The 15,897-nt window shown below is 66.4% G+C and carries 19 protein-coding genes; 8 read left to right on the top strand and 11 right to left on the bottom strand.

What is annotated here, in order from left to right; all coding sequences use genetic code 11:
* Positions 1-16: 16 nt before the first annotated feature.
* From accC to aroQ, 4 genes are read right to left on the bottom strand one after another with little or no spacing between them, the layout of a single operon-like run.
* The gene (gene accC, locus QP457_RS19455) at positions 17-1,384 is read right to left on the bottom strand and encodes an acetyl-CoA carboxylase biotin carboxylase subunit (RefSeq protein WP_099820474.1); all 1,368 of its coding nucleotides are present in this window, start codon (positions 1,382-1,384) and stop codon (positions 17-19) included.
* A gap of 12 nt (positions 1,385-1,396) precedes the next feature.
* Positions 1,397-1,888, bottom strand: a complete 492-nt coding sequence (accB, locus tag QP457_RS19450; RefSeq protein WP_180165303.1) for an acetyl-CoA carboxylase biotin carboxyl carrier protein — start codon at positions 1,886-1,888, stop codon at positions 1,397-1,399.
* Between the two features lie 54 nt (positions 1,889-1,942).
* The gene (locus QP457_RS19445; RefSeq protein WP_205405141.1) at positions 1,943-2,365 is read right to left on the bottom strand and encodes a lysozyme inhibitor LprI family protein; all 423 of its coding nucleotides are present in this window, start codon (positions 2,363-2,365) and stop codon (positions 1,943-1,945) included.
* A complete protein-coding gene (aroQ, locus tag QP457_RS19440; protein WP_100462212.1) occupies positions 2,362-2,814 on the bottom strand; it encodes a type II 3-dehydroquinate dehydratase in 453 nt (150 codons plus the stop codon). Before aroQ ends, QP457_RS19445 begins: the two co-directional genes overlap by 4 nt.
* A 289-nt stretch (positions 2,815-3,103) precedes the next feature.
* Between aroQ and QP457_RS19435 the strand changes: the two genes are divergently transcribed.
* Complete coding sequence (locus QP457_RS19435) at positions 3,104-4,444, top strand: acetamidase/formamidase family protein (protein WP_205405140.1); 1,341 nt, start codon at positions 3,104-3,106, stop codon at positions 4,442-4,444.
* 46 nt (positions 4,445-4,490) lie between these two features.
* Positions 4,491-5,318 carry an isocitrate lyase/phosphoenolpyruvate mutase family protein gene (locus QP457_RS19430; protein ID WP_205405139.1) on the top strand — a complete coding sequence of 276 codons (828 nt, stop codon included), beginning with the start codon at positions 4,491-4,493 and terminating at the stop codon, positions 5,316-5,318.
* An 11-nt stretch (positions 5,319-5,329) separates the two neighbouring features.
* On the opposite strand, the gene QP457_RS19425 is transcribed toward QP457_RS19430, so the two are convergent.
* Positions 5,330-5,731, bottom strand: coding sequence for a response regulator (locus tag QP457_RS19425; RefSeq protein ID WP_205405138.1), 402 nt, complete (start codon positions 5,729-5,731; stop codon positions 5,330-5,332).
* A gap of 171 nt (positions 5,732-5,902) precedes the next feature.
* On the bottom strand, positions 5,903-6,400 hold the full coding sequence (locus QP457_RS19420; RefSeq protein WP_100553777.1) for a DUF892 family protein: 498 nt from the start codon (positions 6,398-6,400) through the stop codon (positions 5,903-5,905).
* A gap of 209 nt (positions 6,401-6,609) precedes the next feature.
* On the opposite strand from QP457_RS19420, the gene QP457_RS19415 reads away from it, so the two are divergent.
* Together QP457_RS19415 and QP457_RS19410 are read left to right on the top strand one after the other, a co-directional pair.
* Positions 6,610-7,206 carry an NAD(P)H-dependent oxidoreductase gene (locus tag QP457_RS19415; protein WP_205405137.1) on the top strand — a complete coding sequence of 199 codons (597 nt, stop codon included), beginning with the start codon at positions 6,610-6,612 and terminating at the stop codon, positions 7,204-7,206.
* A 48-nt stretch (positions 7,207-7,254) separates the two neighbouring features.
* Entirely contained in the window at positions 7,255-7,818 is a 564-nt protein-coding gene (locus QP457_RS19410; protein ID WP_205405155.1) for a TetR/AcrR family transcriptional regulator, read from the top strand.
* A gap of 1 nt (position 7,819) precedes the next feature.
* Here the strand turns inward: QP457_RS19410 and QP457_RS19405 are convergent, their stop codons facing one another.
* Both QP457_RS19405 and QP457_RS19400 read right to left on the bottom strand, forming a co-directional pair.
* Positions 7,820-8,371 carry a hypothetical protein gene (locus QP457_RS19405; protein ID WP_205405136.1) on the bottom strand — a complete coding sequence of 184 codons (552 nt, stop codon included), beginning with the start codon at positions 8,369-8,371 and terminating at the stop codon, positions 7,820-7,822.
* A 68-nt stretch (positions 8,372-8,439) separates the two neighbouring features.
* Positions 8,440-9,237, bottom strand: a complete 798-nt coding sequence (locus QP457_RS19400; RefSeq protein WP_205405135.1) for a serine hydrolase — start codon at positions 9,235-9,237, stop codon at positions 8,440-8,442.
* A gap of 83 nt (positions 9,238-9,320) precedes the next feature.
* Here QP457_RS19400 and QP457_RS19395 point away from each other — a divergent pair, with 83 nt between their 5' ends.
* Positions 9,321-9,875: a GIY-YIG nuclease family protein gene (locus QP457_RS19395; RefSeq protein WP_180165320.1), complete on the top strand. Its 555-nt coding sequence runs from the start codon at positions 9,321-9,323 to the stop codon at positions 9,873-9,875.
* Here QP457_RS19395 and QP457_RS19390 read toward each other — a convergent pair.
* On the bottom strand, positions 9,826-10,020 hold the full coding sequence (locus tag QP457_RS19390; RefSeq protein WP_205405134.1) for a hypothetical protein: 195 nt from the start codon (positions 10,018-10,020) through the stop codon (positions 9,826-9,828). The two genes, QP457_RS19395 and QP457_RS19390, sit on opposite strands and share 50 nt — an antisense overlap.
* 98 nt (positions 10,021-10,118) lie before the next feature.
* Here QP457_RS19390 and QP457_RS19385 point away from each other — a divergent pair, with 98 nt between their 5' ends.
* The gene (locus QP457_RS19385) at positions 10,119-11,021 is read left to right on the top strand and encodes a LysR substrate-binding domain-containing protein (protein ID WP_205405133.1); all 903 of its coding nucleotides are present in this window, start codon (positions 10,119-10,121) and stop codon (positions 11,019-11,021) included.
* Between the two features lie 32 nt (positions 11,022-11,053).
* Here the strand turns inward: QP457_RS19385 and QP457_RS19380 are convergent, their stop codons facing one another.
* Positions 11,054-11,770: a transporter substrate-binding domain-containing protein gene (locus QP457_RS19380; protein ID WP_205405132.1), complete on the bottom strand. Its 717-nt coding sequence runs from the start codon at positions 11,768-11,770 to the stop codon at positions 11,054-11,056.
* Between the two features lie 112 nt (positions 11,771-11,882).
* Between QP457_RS19380 and QP457_RS19375 the strand changes: the two genes are divergently transcribed.
* A complete protein-coding gene (locus tag QP457_RS19375) occupies positions 11,883-12,254 on the top strand; it encodes a VOC family protein (protein WP_205405131.1) in 372 nt (123 codons plus the stop codon).
* Between the two features lie 32 nt (positions 12,255-12,286).
* Here the strand turns inward: QP457_RS19375 and QP457_RS19370 are convergent, their stop codons facing one another.
* Entirely contained in the window at positions 12,287-13,120 is an 834-nt protein-coding gene (locus QP457_RS19370; protein WP_205405130.1) for an arylamine N-acetyltransferase, read from the bottom strand.
* A gap of 202 nt (positions 13,121-13,322) precedes the next feature.
* Here QP457_RS19370 and QP457_RS19365 point away from each other — a divergent pair, with 202 nt between their 5' ends.
* Complete coding sequence (locus QP457_RS19365; RefSeq protein WP_205405129.1) at positions 13,323-15,860, top strand: methyl-accepting chemotaxis protein; 2,538 nt, start codon at positions 13,323-13,325, stop codon at positions 15,858-15,860.
* Positions 15,861-15,897 lie beyond the last annotated feature (37 nt).

The raw sequence follows: 15,897 nt of genomic DNA, 5'->3' as shown, positions 1-15,897 counted from the left end.
CGACAACCGCAGCCGATCAGGTCAACGCGATCGGCTTGCTCTTGCGCTCGGCAAGGCGCTTTTCCAGATAGTGGATGTTCTGGCCACCGGCCTGGAAGCCCTTGTCACGCATGATGCGCTGCTGCAGGGCGATGTTGGTCTTGATGCCATCGACCACCATCTCGCTCAGCGCCACCCGCATGCGGGCGATGGCGGTCTCGCGGTCCGGGCCGTGCACGATCAGCTTGCCGATCATCGAGTCGTAGTTCGACGGCACGCGGTAGCCACTGTAGATGTGGGTATCGACGCGCACGCCGGGGCCACCCGGTGCGTGGAAGCCGGTGATGGTGCCCGGGCTCGGCACGAAGGTTTCGGCGTCTTCGGCGTTGATGCGGCACTCGATCGCATGACCGCTCAGCACCACGTCGCTCTGCTTGATCGACAGCTTCTGGCCGGCAGCGATCTTCAGCTGTTCGGCGACCAGGTCGATGCCGGTGACCATCTCGGTGACCGGGTGCTCCACCTGGATGCGGGTGTTCATCTCGATGAAGTAGAAACGGCCGTCTTCGTACAGGAACTCGAAGGTGCCGGCGCCGCGGTAGCCGATGCGGATGCAGGCTTCCACGCACACCTTGCCGATCTGCTCGCGCTGCTCGGTGGTGATGCCCGGTGCCGGTGCTTCCTCGACCACCTTCTGGTGACGACGCTGCATCGAGCAGTCGCGCTCGCCGAGATGGATGGCATTGCCCTGGCCGTCGGCCAGTACCTGGATCTCCACGTGGCGCGGATTCTCCAGGAACTTCTCCATGTAGACCTCGCCATTGCCGAACGCGGCCTTGGCCTCGCTCTTGGTGGTCTCGATGGAGGTCTTCAGCGAGGCTTCGGCGTGCACCACGCGCATGCCGCGGCCACCGCCGCCGCCGGCCGCCTTGATGATGACCGGGTAGCCGATCTCACGGGCGATCTTGGTGTTGGCGACGATGTCATCGCCGAGCGGGCCGCCCGAGCCGGGCACGCACGGCACACCGGCGGACTTCATGGCGCGGATCGCTTCGACCTTGTCGCCCATCAGGCGGATGGTGTCTGCCTTCGGGCCGATGAAGATGAAGCCGGACTCTTCCACGCGCTCGGCGAAGTTGGCGTTCTCGGACAGGAAGCCATACCCCGGGTGGATGGCCTGGGCGTCGGTGACCTCGGCCGCGGCGATCAACGCCGGAATGTTGAGGTAGCTTTCCGCCGACGGCGCCGGACCGATGCAGACCGATTCATCGGCCATGGCCACGTGCTTGAGGTTGCGGTCGACCGTGGAGTGCACGGCCACCGTGCGGATGCCCAGGGTGTTGCACGCGCGCAGGATGCGCAGCGCGATTTCCCCTCGGTTGGCGATGACGACTTTGTCGAGCATGGCAGCCGCCCCTTAGCCGATCACGAACAGCGGCTGGTCGAATTCCACCGGCTGGCCGTTCTCGCCGAGGATGGCGACGATGGTGCCCGACGCATCGGCTTCGATCGGGTTGAACATCTTCATCGCTTCGATGATGGCCAACGTCTCGCCGGCCTTGACCTGCTGGCCGATGCTGACGAACGCCGGCTTGTCCGGTGCGGACGAGGCGTAGAAGGTGCCGACCATCGGCGAGCGCAGCACGTGGCCTTCCGGCAGCGCGTTGCCCGGCTTGGCGGTGCCGCCGGTGGAGGCTTCGGTCGGCGACTGCATCGGCATTGCCGGGGTAGCCGGCTGGGCGACGGCCGGGGCGGCCATCATCATCTGCGGCTGGGCCTGCATCATGCCGTAGCCGGACACCGGAGCGCGCGACAGGCGCACCGACTCTTCGCCTTCCTTGATTTCGATTTCAGCCAGGTTCGACTCTTCCAGCAGGTCGATCAGCTTCTTGATTTTGCGGAGATCCATGGTGGCCTCTTTGCTCTTTGATGTCAGTGTGGTGGGAAGCGCGTTGCGCTCGGGTCAAAGCAGTTCGTAGAAGTCGCGCAGCTGCCGGGTACGGTCGCGCGCGAGGGTGATCAGGCAGCGCATCTGTGCGCCATTGCGCGCGGTGCCGTCGGAATTGAGGGCGTACACCGCCTGGCAGTCGTGATCGCGCAGCTGCATCCATGCGCGCTGGGCCAGCACCAGTTCCTGTTCGGCGTTGCCGCAGTAGCTGCAGCTGCCACCGTTGGCCGGCGTGCGCAGCTGCCTGCGGGCCTGGGCGTAGACGGCATTGAGTTCGACGTCGGCGGCCGCTGCCACGTCCGAGGCGCACAGGTCGCTCTCCATCGTGGTGGTCGGGTGCGCGCAGTCGATGCCTTCGACCTCACGGTCGGACGCGGCGGCAACGCCGCACAGGCCGGCCCACAGCACAACGCTGGCGAGGACGCGCGACAGGCTCATGACGCGGCGGCAGCCTGCACGCGTGCCAACGCCGCGTCCATCGCATAGCGGTAGCTGTCGGCGCCGAAGCCACACACCACGCCAACGGCCTTGTCGCTGAAATAGCTGTGCTGGCGGAAGGGTTCGCGGGTATGCGGGTTGGACAGGTGGATCTCGATGAACGGCACGGCCACCGCCGCCAGCGCATCGCGCAGGGCAACCGAGGTATGCGTGAAGGCGGCCGGGTTGATCAGGATGAAGGCGGTTCCGTCGTTGCGCGCGGCCTGCACACGATCCACCAGCACGTGCTCGGCGTTGGACTGCAGGCTCTCCAGCGCATGACCTGCGGCAGCGGCCTGGGCGACCAGCGCCTGGTCGATGTCCGCCAGCGTGGTGTGGCCGTAGACCTCCGGCTCGCGGGTGCCGAGCAGGTTGAGGTTGGGGCCATGCAGGACCAGCAGCTTCGCCATGGGATCCGATTGACGGGAAAGGGCGGCAGTCTGGCGGAAGCTGAGGATGCTGTCCAGTTCGGCGAAATTAGTGGTGTTTAAAACAATTGTTTGAAAAATGCCCTCGTCCGCGTGGTTGCGTGGCGGACGGGCGCGGGGAGGCTTCCTATAGATAGAGGAAATTGCGCGTGCCGACCATCCCCCTGCCCGGGAGATGCTGCCGGGCCGCATTACGTTCGACACTGCGGAGGTTGCCATGGCATTCCTACACTGCGCCTACCCGCCATGTCGGCGTTCACGGATGCCCGCCTTGCCTATCTCCCTGCGATTGCCCGCACTTCTGCTGGCAATGCTGCCTTTGAATGCGCTGGCTGCCGAACAATGGATCGTTGCCACCGACCTGTGGGGCAACAGGAACTACCAGACCCTGCATCTGGACGTGCAGGGCGGGCGTATCGCCGGTCGGCTGGATGCCGACCCGGTCACCGGCACCCTGAGCGCCGGACAGATGGTGTTCACCGCAACGGACAGCCAGGGCCAGCGCTACCAGTTCGATGGGCGCATTGACGGTGCGCGGATGCAGGGACAGAGCGATCAGCCGGACACCAACAACCGCGACGCGCGTGCCGTCCACGCCTTCAGTACCTGGAAAGTACCGGCGCGGGCCTCGACCGCACCGCAACGCCATGTGTTCACGCCGACCGACTATTCCAATACGTTCAGCGCCGACCGCGCGCCGGTGCTGGTGATCTGGCCGGGAGACTCGGTGCAGACCCGCACGCTGGATTCTGGCGGCGTGGACGAGAACGGCGTTACCCGTGCGCTGTTCGGCAATCCGCAGGTGGGGCCGTTCTTCGTGGTCGGTGCCGAACCGGGCGATACGCTGGCGATCACGCTGACCTCGCTGAAGCTCAACCGCGACCATGCCGACAGCCTGGATGGCCTGGTGGGGCGCTTGAAGACACCGCGGGTGGCCGCCGAAGCCAGCGGGCTGGGCAAGCCCGTGCGCTGGCAACTGGACCGCAGCAGGGGCGTCGCCCGTCCGCAGGGCGCAAGTGGTGGCCTGCGGCATTTCGAAGTGCCGGTGAAGCCGATGCTCGGCGGCCTGGCGCTGGCGCCCGGCTTCGGCTATCCACCCTTCTCCACCGGCGATACCGCCGATTTCGGCGGCAACATGGATTTCAACGCCGTGGTCGAAGGCAATACGGTCTACCTGCCCGTGCAGCAGCCCGGCGCGCTGATGTACCTGGGTGATGGCCATGCGTTGCAGGGCGATGGCGAAACCACGCAGTGGGCGCTGGAGACGTCGCTGGATGTGGAGGTGAAGGTCGAGCTGCTGAAGCAGCATGCGATCACAACGCCGCGGGTGGAATCGGCAACGCAGATCATGACCCTGGGCCAGGGCGGCTCCAGCGATGATGCGCTGCGCATCGCCACCTCGGGCATGCTGCAGTGGCTGCGCCAGGCCTATGGATTGACGTTGTCCGAGGCGACCCAGGTGCTGGGCGTGGCGGTGCAGTACCAGGTGGCCAACCTGGCCGGGCGCAGTGTTGGCGTGGCGGCGAAGCTGGACAAGGCGGTGCTGCAGGGGCTGCAGTTGCAGACGACAGCGGCACCGGGCGGCGGTGGCGTGAAGCGCGCTGCCAAGTGATCGTTGTCCTGCTGGCAGCTTGGGAAGGCGTATCAACCAGGAGTCCGTGATGAGTGCCGACGCAATCCAGAACCGCCGCGCTGCCTTCAGGGCGCTTCATGCATCCGGATGCTTCCTGCTGCCCAATCCATGGGATGTTGGCAGTGCCGTGGCGCTGGCGCGGCTGGGTGCGCAGGCATTGGCCACCACCAGCTCCGGCCACGCCTGGGCCCACGGGCAGCCTGATGGGGCGATGGGTCGCGATGAGATCCTCGCCCATCTGCGGACGATGGCGGCGGCAACCGATCTGCCAGTGAACGCCGACTTCGAAGATGGTTTCGGCAGCAGCCCGGAGGCGGTGCACGAGAGTGTGTCGATGGCGATCGACACCGGGGTGGCCGGCCTGTCGATCGAGGATTCCACCGGCGATGCGGAACATCCGCTGCGCAGCATCGAAGACAGCGTGGCGCGCCTCAGCGCAGCGCGCCGTGCCATCGACGAAAGCGGGCACGACGTGATGCTGGTGGGGCGCGCGGAAAACTTCTTTGTCGGGCGGCCTGACCTGGACGACACGTTGGCCCGCATCCGCGCCTATGCGCAGGCGGGTGCGGATTGCCTGTATGCGCCTGGCATCCGCAGCGCAGCGCAGATCCGCGCCGTAGTGGATGCCGCCGGTGGCAAGCCGGTCAACCTGCTGATCGGTTCGCCCGGGCAGATGACGCTGCAGCAGGCGGCCGGCCTTGGCGTGCGCCGGGTCAGTGTCGGCGGTGCGCTGGCCCGCAGTGCGTGGGCAGGCTTCCTCAGGGCATCGGAGCAGATGCTCGGCAGCGGATCATTCGACGCACTGCCGGGCACCCCGTCAGGTGCCGAGCTCAACGGGTTGTTCAAGCCGTAGGTACGGGCCGGTCAGTGCGACGGTGCAGGTGAGGGGGGCGTCCTGCCGAGCGCTTCACGTACCGCGCGCTGCAGGCCCTGCACATGGAACGGCTTGGCCAGGAAGGGCGCACACCGATGCCTGACCGGCACCAGCTGGTCGTATACCGCCGAAGCGAAAAGATAGGGGATGCCGAGCTCCAGCAGCCGATCGGCAACGGGAAACACCACGCCGTCGCGAAGTTCCACGTCCAGCACAGCGCCGTCGAAGTGGCCACTGTCGAGCATGCCCAATGCCTCGAAGACACTGTTGGCGTGGGCTATCTCATTGCCTTCGTCGGTCAGGGCCTGTTCCATCAGATCGGCCAGATCGAGCTGGTCTTCCACAAGGAGCAGGCGCGGAAGTGTCGCGGGTCGTTCATTGCTGCTTTGCATGGTGTGTTGTCGTGCGAATGCTGCGGTGGTGCGTAAAGTTTCTGCTTTCCAGCATCAAGACCATGGCTGCCTGGTGTGCTTTCGGCGCGAAGGCGCAACTGTGATCTGCGTGTTCTGCTGCTGGCCGTGGCCGCCCTCCCTGGCGGCCTCGGCCATGCGTCTGCCATGGAATCAGGCGGCCTGAGCAGCCCGCGCGTTACCGCCGCTCTTGGCCAGCAACGTCAGTTTCTCGTCAGTGGCCTTTTCTTCTTCCAACGTTTCCAGCAGCAGCGGCAGCGCCTCTTTGTAGCCCAGCTGCTTGGCCAGGGCGGCGATGGTGCCGTAGGACGCGATTTCGTAGTGCTCGACCTTCTGTGCACCACCGATCAAGGCGGCATCGCGCACCGGCCCTTCGTCGATGGTATCGATCACTTCCTTTCCTTCCTCTACCAGGCCTTCCATTGCCGCGCACTTGATCCGCTTGAGGCGGATGCCCAGCAGCTCGACAACCCGGTCGATGCGTTCGATCTGGCCCTGGGTTTCTTCCAGGTGGGTCTCGAAGGCGGTGGCCAGTTCGGGATTTTCTGCTGCGCGGGCCAGCCGCGGCAGAGCCTTGGTCAGCTGCTTCTCGGCGCTGTAGATATCGGACAGTTCGTGGATGAACAGGTCTTCTGCGGTCTTGATGGCCATGCGTCGACACCTTTGCTGGGGGAGAGCGGTGACCTTACGTGGGCGTCCGTTGCAGTCCGGAGCAGGTTCGGTGAACGCTGCATGGAGGGCATGGGTTCCCATGCATGCAGGGTTCTCACATGAGCCGCGCGACAGCGTCCTATCAGTGATGCTGTTGCCTGTGCGCTCAATAGTTACTATTGGTAACTAAAGAGATCGAGAGCCCCCTCATGCACACCCATATCGTTGTCGCCCACCCTGAACCTTCCTCGCTCACCCACGCCGTAGCGGCGCGGATCGGCGAGGCCATCGTCAACGCCAATGCCGGCAACACGGTCACCACCGTGGATCTGATGGCGGAAGGTTTCGATCCACGCTTCAACGCGCAGGACCACGCCTTCTTCCGCAGGACCACGACGCTGCCGGCCGATGTGGCTGCCGAGCACGCACGGCTGGATGCGGCCGACACGCTCGTGCTGGTCTATCCGCTCTACTGGTGGTCGTTCCCGGCGCTGCTGAAGGGCTGGATCGATCGCGTGTTCACCCAGGGCTGGGCCTATGACGAAGGTGCCGATGGCAAGGTGGAAAAGAAGATGCAGCGGCTGCAGGTGCATCTGGTGGGGCTGGGCGGCGCCGGCCAGCAGATGATCGACCGGCGCGGCTATGGCGAGGCGATGAAGACCCAGATCGACCAGGGCATCTTCGATTACTGCGGAGCGCCGGTGCTGTCATCCACGCTGCTGCTGGATGCCGACAGCGGCATGGCCGCAACGCATCTGCAGACGGCGGTGGACATCGGACGTAAGATCGGAACCCCTGCACTCTGACGATCACCCTTGTCTTCCAGCCCTGCCGTGCCTGAGCCCCGTCGTCGCTTGACCCGCGAACAGCGTGCCCGCCAGCTGCTGGACGTGGCGTGGGCGCTGGTCGGCGAAGAGGGAACCGATGCGCTGACGTTGGGTCGTCTGGCGGAGGCGGCAGGTGTTGCCAAACCGCTGGCCTACGACCACTTCGAAACCCGCAACGGTTTGCTGGCCGCGCTGTATGCCGACTATGACCAGAGGCAGACCGTGGTCTTCGATGAGCGCATCGGCAGCGCGAAGGCGCGGCTGAAGGAGCGTGCGCATGCCATTGCCTCCGGCTATATCGATTGCGTGCTGTCACAGGGCAGCGAGATCCAGGACATTCTCGCTGCGCTGGCGGGATCGCCGGAACTGCGGGAGGTGCGCCGTCGCTATCAGCAGGATTTCATCGACAAGTGCGCGCAGTGGCTGGGACCGTTCGCAGCGGGAGAGGTCGTACCGGCCAGCGGCCTCTGGGCCATCCTTGGTGCCGCCGAAACCCTGTCTGAAGCGGTTGCGGCCGATGCGGTGGAACATGCGGCCGCCGAGGCCGAGCTGGAGCGGGTGATCGTCGCCATCGTCAAGCGCAGCACCTGAATCATGTGCGCGGAGCGACCTGGAGTTGCTCGACGCGGACCGGGGGCAGTGGCACGTCAGGCTGCAGGTCCGGCAACAGCTGTCGCAGCAGCTCCGGCATCGCCTGCATCGCGGCACCATCGATGTAGCGCCACTGCGTACCGCCCACCGGCCGGATGGCGACCATGAAGGCGAGGCTTTTCACCGTCTGCGCGTCGACGGTGAACACCGTGGTCCGTGGCACGAAGCAGACTTCTTCGGCGCCGGCAGCATAGGTGCGGGTCGGTTCACCGACATCATCGCTGATGACCTTCACGCCCATGTCGTCGAGTGTCTTCATCGCATCGCGTGCGGCCTTGGCATAGGCCGCATCGCCGCCGGCAAACCGCTTCACGCTGGGATGGGTGCGCGCGATCATGGCATCGGTATCGACGCGGGCGAACGTGGACAGCAGCGATCGCACGTCCTTCTGCAGCGCGTCGCTCTCGGCAGGAGCGAGTTCACCGGCATGGGTGAGTGCCGCAGAGAACGTGCAGAACAGCGCAAGCATCCAGCACAAGAGACGTCGATCCATCGATGGGGTACTCCTTCGGGCGCTGGACTATAGAGCGCATTGCCCGTGGTGTCTGCCCGGTCTGCCCGTCACACACGCTGGGCCTCGGCCGCCGCGGCAATGGCAAAGCCCGCATCAAGCTGCGCCCGCACCTGCTCATCGCGCGACGCACGGGAATCAGCGCCCAGCACCACGTTGATCAGGCGCAGCGGCAGGGCGTGTCCAGCGCACCAGCGACGGGCGGTGGCCGCCAGGCAGAAACCCGCAGCCTGGGTGTAACCGGTCTTCAAGCCATCCACACCGTTTTCGCCGAGCAGGGCGTTCTGGTTCGCCTTCTGCAGCGTGCGGTGCGCGAAGCTGCGCTGTGCGGTGATTGCCAGCAGATCGGGGTAGCGGGCAAGCAGGTGGGCGGCCAGCATCGCCATGTCGCGCGCGGTCGACAGATGGCCCGGGGTGGTGATGCCGGACGCGGAGATGAAGTGCGTATCGTGCAGGCCCAGCGCCCGCGCGTGGTCGTTCATGTGCTGCGCGAACGCCGCCTGCGATCCGGCCAGGTGACGGGCCAGGGCGAGCGCGGCATCGTTGCCGGAAACCACCATCAGGCCCTCCAGCAGTCTGCCGAGGGCGATGCGTTCACCGGGCACCAGGCCCATCCGCGTTTCATCGTCGGCCACCTCGTGTACGTCGCACGGATCGATGGCGATCGTGTCCGACCACGAACCGCCCGACTGCGCGAGCAGGTCATACGCGGTGTAGGCCGTCATCAGCTTGGTCAGCGAGGCCGGCGGTCGTCGCAGTTCCGCATGCTGCTGCTGGAGGATGTCGAGGGAGAGGGCATCGATCGTGATCGATGACACCGGCAGGCGAGGGGCGTGTGATGAAGGCATGGCGTGCAAGCGTAGCCGGAAGCTTGCCTGTCGTGGGCATTGGCTGCACATCCTGCGAATGCCCGTCAGGTGATCCTGTGGCCATGGACTCCGATATCCGCATCGATGGACGCGTGTTCGCTTATGTCTTTCCCTGTGCCTGGGAGGACTACGCGAAGATTGGTTTCTCGCGCGATCCGCTGGGTCGGATCAGTGCGCTGCATAGGCGCTGGTTCGAGTTCTTCGATCTGGAAGCGGGCGCGCTGGTCGAGGCGGAATCAGAGCGGGATGCGCGTGACCTGGAACTGCAGTTGCGCCGGCCCTTCAAGCTGCATCGTGCGCCGGCGCCGATGACGGTGCAGGACAAGGCTGGTGGGCGCACCGAATGGGTGCGCGGGGCCAACGCCGCCTTGGCCGAGGCGGTACGTGCGCTGGCACAGCAGGGCTATCACACGTATCCGCTGCGGCTGTGGCTGCGGGCGGCGATGGTCCAGCGTCTGGACCGGCTGCATGACTGGGCCGCAGCGCAGGTGCCGGAAGAGGAAAGCCTGCGCACGCCGGTCGGTGTGGCCGCACTGCGCGAAGCCATCGATGCGTATCGCGCGCTCGCTATCGATCCGGAGCCGTGGTTGCCGGAGCACCTGCAGCGCGGGTGGTGACACTTCCCGAGGTGGCCGGGACGTTGGCCGGCCGCGGTGTCTGGCGCGCATCGGGCGCTGCGGGAACCGGTTCGGCCAGGCGCTGGGCCAGGGCAACGTTGGTCACATGACCCTGCAGGAACAACAGACCGCTGAAGATGTTCATGATCGTGCCTCCACTTGAGTGGAATGCACGATAGGGGCAGCATGGGGGCGCAAAAAGCGACATTTCCGCAAGGTCGACTTGAGAGGAATTCAAGGCTTATGTCCCGCCCACCGCTGCATGCCCTGCAGGGCTTCGTCGCTGCCGCACGCCTGGGCAACCTGTCCCGCGCCGCCGCGTCGATGAACCTGACGGTCAGTGCGCTCAGCCATCAGATGCGCCAGCTCGAAGAGCGCCTGGGCCAGCCGCTGCTGATACGGCAGGCGCGGGGTGTGGCCTTGACCCTGGAAGGGCAGCGGCTGCTGGATCAGGTCGGCCCCCACTTGGATGCGATCAACGACGCCTTCCAGCCCTACGCTGCGCGACCCGAGCATGTGCTCACCCTCAGTGCCGTGCCGTCGATGGCCAGCGCATGGCTGGTGCCACGGCTGGGCAACTTCGTGGCCGCGCATCCACAAATCGAAATCAATCTGCAGTCGAGCGAGCGGCTGATCGACTTCGACCGGCAACTGCAGTTCGATGCAGCACTGCGGCTGGGCAGCGGACAATGGCCGGGACTGGTGGTGGAACCGTTGTTCGACGAATGGCTGCTGCCCATGGCCAGCCCTGCACTGATCGAGCGCATGGGCGGCATCGGCCACGTCCCGTTGGCGCAGTGGCCGCTGCTGGGAGACCCCGACGGCGCGTGGGGCGCATGGTTCGCGCTGATCGGCGAACGCCCGCCTGCGCGGTTCGTGGCGGTGCTGGATGATTCCGAGGCCCACCATCGCGCCGCACTGGACGGCGTTGGTGTTGCGCTGGGACGGGTCACGCGGGCGCGCCTGCTGCTGGATTCCGGCCAGTTGGTTGCGTTGTCGGACCTGCGCCTGAAAACCGCATGGCCGCATTGGCTGGTGTACCCGCAGCGCTCGATACGCCACCGTGGCTTCCTGGCCTTCCGCGAATGGCTGCACGCGCAGGCAGCCGAGCATGTGCGGCACATGCAGGCCGCGGACGCGGGATAGCGCCAAGCGAGCGTAGTGACGGGGAGTGTGCGTCAGCGCACCAGCGTGACCGCCTGCCCGGCACGTGCAAAGGCTTCGCCCAGCAACGGCCCGGCCTTGATGGCCTCCACTTCCGCGAACACTGCCTGCAACGCCGCTGCGGGTCGAGCAACGGGCGCTGCGACCGCCTGCTGGATCACGGTGAAGCGATCTGCCAGCACGCGATGGCCGGCATGCGCCTGTGCCCAGGCCTGCAGGGGTTGGCGTACGCCGGCCGCTGCATCCAGCCGCTGCTGGTCGAACAGGGTTATGGCCGCGGCCGAGGTATCGGCACGCTCAATCGTTGCCTGCTGCAGCTCGCGGCTGAGGAACAGATCATAGGCGGCGCCGCGGCCCACTGCGATGCGCAGCCCGTCGCGATCGAGATCTGCAACCTGCCGTGCTGGGCTGTCATTGCGCACCAGGTAGGTTCCTTCGATCTCCACATACGGTGCACTGAAGGCAATGCGGTCGGCGCGTGCCGGGTCCACCGCCAGGAAGGCCAGGTCCCACGCATCGTCGCTCGCCGCTGCCACCACTGATGCGGCGGCGTTGTGGCAACTGAAGCGGGCCTGCACACCCAGCCGCTGTGCCAGCGCGGTGGCCAGTTCCACCGATGGCCCGCGTGGTGCATCGGCGTCGCCTTGGGCCAGCACCGGGTTGCCGAGGTTGATGGCTACGCGCAGGTAGCCGAGCGGGGCCAACGCATGACGGTGATCGGCCAGGGACATTGGTGGACTCCGGTACGGCGGGGCGTTCCAGCATGCCAGCTGTGGCCGTATCGTGTGGTGTGCAGAGCTGCGATCCTGTGTTTCATCCGCCTGCATGCCCAGCCTGATCACCATGAATCCCATCCTGCACGTTGAAGTTCCCGCTGCCGACCTGGACCGTGCCATGGCGTTCTACCGGCAATGGCTGCAGGTGGACATCGATACGCCGATCACCGTGCATGACTGCCGGATGGCGTACCTGCCATTCAACGATAGGGGCGCGGGTGCCAGCATGGCGCTGGTGCACGGTGCTGACTACCTGCCCTCGGAGCAGGGTCCGCGTATCTACCTGGGCGTGGACGATCTGGATCACAGCCTGCAGCGTGCCCTTCAGGCTGGCGCGGTGCTGTGCTTCGGCCCGGACGTGGCCGGTGACTGGCGGGTGGCCGAGATCCGCGACAGCGAGGGCAACCGGATCGCCCTGCAGGCGCCCGTCACCTCATAGCCCAGAGGTCAGCAGCCGAACATCGCGTGGCGCTACACGGACGCGGCGCGCGATCGCTGCAGCCAGTCGGCAATGGCCGGATCCAATCGCGGATCGTCCGGAAGGCGCATGCCGAAGCCCTGCTGCAGCACCTCGCGCACGTCCTGCACATCGCGCAGCGGGCGCTTGGCCGGTACCCGGCCCGGGCGATATTCGGTGTAGTTGCCGCTGCCGATGGTGCGTCGCCAATCCGGCCCGGTCAGTGATGCACGCAGTTGGCCAGGAAAGCTCGACTGCGGATGCGTACACACGTACCAGTTGCCCACTTCGTTATCGATCGGCGCCGGTGGCTGCAGGTCGAAGCGGTACAGCGCCCGCCAGTCATCCCCTGCTTCGGCGGCAAGCATGAAGTCGCCATCCTCCAGCCGCTGCACGCGGTAGCGCTCATGCGGTGTGTCCTGGACTGCGGTCTCATGCAGGCGCAGTGGCACGGTCGGGGTCAGGCTGCCGAAGCCGGTATCGACCAACCAGTCCGCTTCCTGCAGACGCACCCGCAGGAGCAGGTGCGTACGCGCGGTCAGCTCGCCCTCTGCAGCCGACAGCAGCACCCGTGCGCTCAGCGGCTGCGCATCGAAGCCCAGGGCCTGCAGCAGGGCCAGGAACGCGCCATTGAGTTCGAAGCAGTAGCCGCCGCGCTGCGCGTGCAGCAGCTTGTGCTGGACGCTGTCCAGGTCGATGGCGACCGCATCGCGCAGCAGGCTGGTAAGGGTCTCGAACGGCAGCAGGGCGTTGTGGCGCTGCTGCAGCAGGGTCAGCCCGGCCAGCGTGAGCGGTGGCGGGGCATCCAGCTGCAGGCGCTGCAGGTAGCGGGGGACGTCGATGGACATGGCAGGCACCACGGGCGGGGGGCTCCACTGTGCTACCGCAACCGGGGTTGAGGTCAAGTGTGCCTCGCCGGTGTCATCCCCCCGTCGCCTGCGGCCGGTACAACAGCGGCGACTGGTCACTGCGCGCGGCAGGATTCAGTTCAGCGCTAAAGTTCCGCTGCAACCGGTCGATAAAGGTGCGTCCTTCCGCCTGGAGTCTGTCATGTCGGCCGTCGTTCCCCACCTTCGGTCCCTGCGTAGCCGCGTTGTCGGGTTGCGTTCCCGTTTCCCTGGCCTGCTGCGCTGGCTGCAGCCACATCGGCTCAGCGTCGCCGACAAGCTCAAGGCGACGTTGCTGGTCTGCAGCCTGGGCCTGGTGGCCATCGCCGCCGTCCACGCCTGGACCAGCCATGCGAGCACGCAGGCGGCACGCGATCAGGCCAGCTACCAGCACGGCAGTAACCGCGTTGCTTCGCTGGCCGCCCGGGTGGCCGAGGCCCGGCGCCTGCAGACCCAGTATGCGCGCAGTTTCGATGATGCGGACCGCAGCCAGTTGCTGGCCACGCAACAGATGTTGAAGCAGGACCTGCAGGCGTTGCGTGGCATGCCGATGGACGCGGGCCGGCGCAAGGTGCTGCAGGCGATGGCCGAGGCTGTCGATGCCTTCTCACAGGGCATCGCCGCGTTGTTCGAACGGGTGGATGAGATGGGGCGCGGCGACGCTGGTCTGGCCGCTCAACTGCAGCAGGCCGCCGACGCGCTGCAGGCGCAGGTGGATGCGCTGGAGCGCCCTGCGCTGTCCCTGCATGTGCAGCGGATGCGGCGCCAGGAAGCATTGCTGCTGCTCGATGGCGATTCCACCCACGCCGATCGTGCCAGCGAAGAAAAGCTGCCCTTCGATCTGGCGTTGGCCGGCCTGCCAGCTGACGTGCAGGAGCGCGTGCGCAACGGAATGGAGGCCTACCAGGCCGCATTGCTGGGCTATACCGCTGCACGCGTCGGCCTGGACGTGGAGGCACAGTCGCTGCTTGAGACTGCGGCGGCCGTGGGCCCGGCATTGACCGCTTTCCAGCAGGCTCAGGTTGCAGCACTGGAACAGGCACAACTGCGTCAGCGATCGGGTGCAAGGATGGCCAGCGTGCTGTTCGTGGCTACCCTGCTGCTGGTGGCCAGCGTGCTGATCACCAGCCTGGTACTCGTGGTGCGCGCGGTGCGTCGACCGATCCAGGACACCCTGCGCTTTGCAGGCGATATCGCGGATGACCGGCTCGACACCACGCTGCGCGTGCACAACGCCAATGATGAGATCGGCCAGCTCGCGCAGCGCCTGGTCGACATGCAGCAGCGCCTGCGTGCGCGCACCGAGACCGAACGCGCGTTGGCACGCGGCAACACGCGCGTGCGGCAGGCGCTGGACAGTGCCCAGACCGGCTTGATGGTGGTTGATGCGGAAGGGCAGGTGGCCTACGCAAACCCGGCGCTGCTGCAGCTGCTGGCGCTTCCCGCAGAGGCATTGCTCGGCAGCGACGCGGTCCGCCTGCATCCGGCGCTGGCGGGACTGATCGGTGTCCGTCAGCGCGAAGAGCGTGAGATCGGCCACGCCGGTACCCGGTATCAGTTGATCGCCAATGCCATCGTCGAGGACGACCATTTCCTTGGCGTTGCGGTGGAATGGCGCAGCCGCGCGCTTGAAACGCTGCTGGAAACCGAAGTGGCGGCACTGGTCGATGCGGCGGCGCATGGCGAGCTGCAGGGTCGCATCGCGCTGGAGGGCAAGCAGGGGTTCGTACGCACGCTGTCGACCAGCATCAATCGCCTGCTGTCCACTTTCGAGACCAACCTGGGCGACCTGCAGGCGCTGCTGGCCGCACTGGCACGCGGTGACCTGAGCGTACGCATGGAGGGCGACCTGCAGGGCGTGTTCGCCCGCATGCGTGACGATGCCAACGCCACTGTCGCGCAGCTGGGCCACATCGTCACCCGTATCCAGCAGGCCACGGTGCGCCTGGATGTGGGTGTCAGCGAGATCGTCGCCGGCCATCACGATCTGTCCCAGCGCACCGAGCAGCAAGCGGCCAACCTGGAGGAAACCGCGGCATCCATGCATGAGCTGACCGACACCGTCGGCCGCAATGCCGACGCGGCGGGGCTGGCCGATGGACTGGTACGCGACGCCGCCAAGGTTGCCGAGCGTGGCGGCACTGCGGTCGGCCAGGTGGTGGCGACCATGCAGGGCATCAGCGCGTCGTCGCGTCGCATCGGCGACATCATCCAGCTGATCGATGGCATCGCGTTCCAGACCAATATCCTGGCCCTCAACGCGGCGGTGGAGGCGGCGCGTGCAGGCGAGCAGGGTCGCAGCTTCGCGGTGGTGGCGGCCGAAGTCCGCTTGCTGGCCCAGCGTAGTGCGGACGCGGCCAAGCAGATCAAGGGACTGATCGAGGACTCGGTGGCGCGGGTAGGCCAGGGCAGTACGCAGGCCGAGCAGGCGGGCGCCACGATGGACGAGATCGTCAGCAGCGTGCAGCAGTTGGCCGGGTTGCTGGCGGGTATCCGCAGTGCGTCGCACGAGCAACATGCGGGCATCGCCCAGGTGAACCAGACCGTCGTGCAGATGGAGGCCAGCACGCAGCGCAACGCGAGCCTGGTGGAAGAGGCCGGCGCATCGACCGCGCAGATGCAGGCCCAGGTGCAGGCGCTGGCCGAAGCGGTTGCAGCGTTCCGACTACTGCCCGAGCGACGCCCGCGCGCGGCAGCGTGATGGCCTGATCGCCTTCGCCGGGCATGGCCCGGCGCTA

Origin of the sequence: Stenotrophomonas sp. As-7, assembly GCF_030291015.1 — a bacterium.
GTDB classification, from domain to species: domain Bacteria; phylum Pseudomonadota; class Gammaproteobacteria; order Xanthomonadales; family Xanthomonadaceae; genus Stenotrophomonas; species Stenotrophomonas lactitubi.
This window is presented reverse-complemented; position numbering and strand designations above follow the sequence as displayed.

Excerpts from the sequence above, each read along its gene's own strand:
- accC (WP_099820474.1), bottom strand. The coding sequence starts at position 1,384 with ATGCTCGACAAAGTCGTCATCGCCAACCGAGGGGAAATCGCGCTGCGC.
- accB (WP_180165303.1), bottom strand. The coding sequence starts at position 1,888 with ATGGATCTCCGCAAAATCAAGAAGCTGATCGACCTGCTGGAAGAGTCG.
- QP457_RS19385 (WP_205405133.1), top strand. The coding sequence starts at position 10,119 with ATGTCCCGCCCACCGCTGCATGCCCTGCAGGGCTTCGTCGCTGCCGCA.
- QP457_RS19375 (WP_205405131.1), top strand. The coding sequence starts at position 11,883 with ATGAATCCCATCCTGCACGTTGAAGTTCCCGCTGCCGACCTGGACCGT.
- QP457_RS19420 (WP_100553777.1), bottom strand. The coding sequence starts at position 6,400 with ATGGCCATCAAGACCGCAGAAGACCTGTTCATCCACGAACTGTCCGAT.
- QP457_RS19390 (WP_205405134.1), bottom strand. The coding sequence starts at position 10,020 with ATGAACATCTTCAGCGGTCTGTTGTTCCTGCAGGGTCATGTGACCAAC.
- QP457_RS19370 (WP_205405130.1), bottom strand. The coding sequence starts at position 13,120 with ATGTCCATCGACGTCCCCCGCTACCTGCAGCGCCTGCAGCTGGATGCC.
- QP457_RS19365 (WP_205405129.1), top strand. The coding sequence starts at position 13,323 with ATGTCGGCCGTCGTTCCCCACCTTCGGTCCCTGCGTAGCCGCGTTGTC.
- QP457_RS19445 (WP_205405141.1), bottom strand. The coding sequence starts at position 2,365 with ATGAGCCTGTCGCGCGTCCTCGCCAGCGTTGTGCTGTGGGCCGGCCTG.
- QP457_RS19400 (WP_205405135.1), bottom strand. The coding sequence starts at position 9,237 with ATGCCTTCATCACACGCCCCTCGCCTGCCGGTGTCATCGATCACGATC.
- QP457_RS19425 (WP_205405138.1), bottom strand. The coding sequence starts at position 5,731 with ATGCAAAGCAGCAATGAACGACCCGCGACACTTCCGCGCCTGCTCCTT.
- aroQ (WP_100462212.1), bottom strand. The coding sequence starts at position 2,814 with ATGGCGAAGCTGCTGGTCCTGCATGGCCCCAACCTCAACCTGCTCGGC.
- QP457_RS19405 (WP_205405136.1), bottom strand. The coding sequence starts at position 8,371 with ATGGATCGACGTCTCTTGTGCTGGATGCTTGCGCTGTTCTGCACGTTC.
- QP457_RS19395 (WP_180165320.1), top strand. The coding sequence starts at position 9,321 with ATGGACTCCGATATCCGCATCGATGGACGCGTGTTCGCTTATGTCTTT.
- QP457_RS19380 (WP_205405132.1), bottom strand. The coding sequence starts at position 11,770 with ATGTCCCTGGCCGATCACCGTCATGCGTTGGCCCCGCTCGGCTACCTG.
- QP457_RS19415 (WP_205405137.1), top strand. The coding sequence starts at position 6,610 with ATGCACACCCATATCGTTGTCGCCCACCCTGAACCTTCCTCGCTCACC.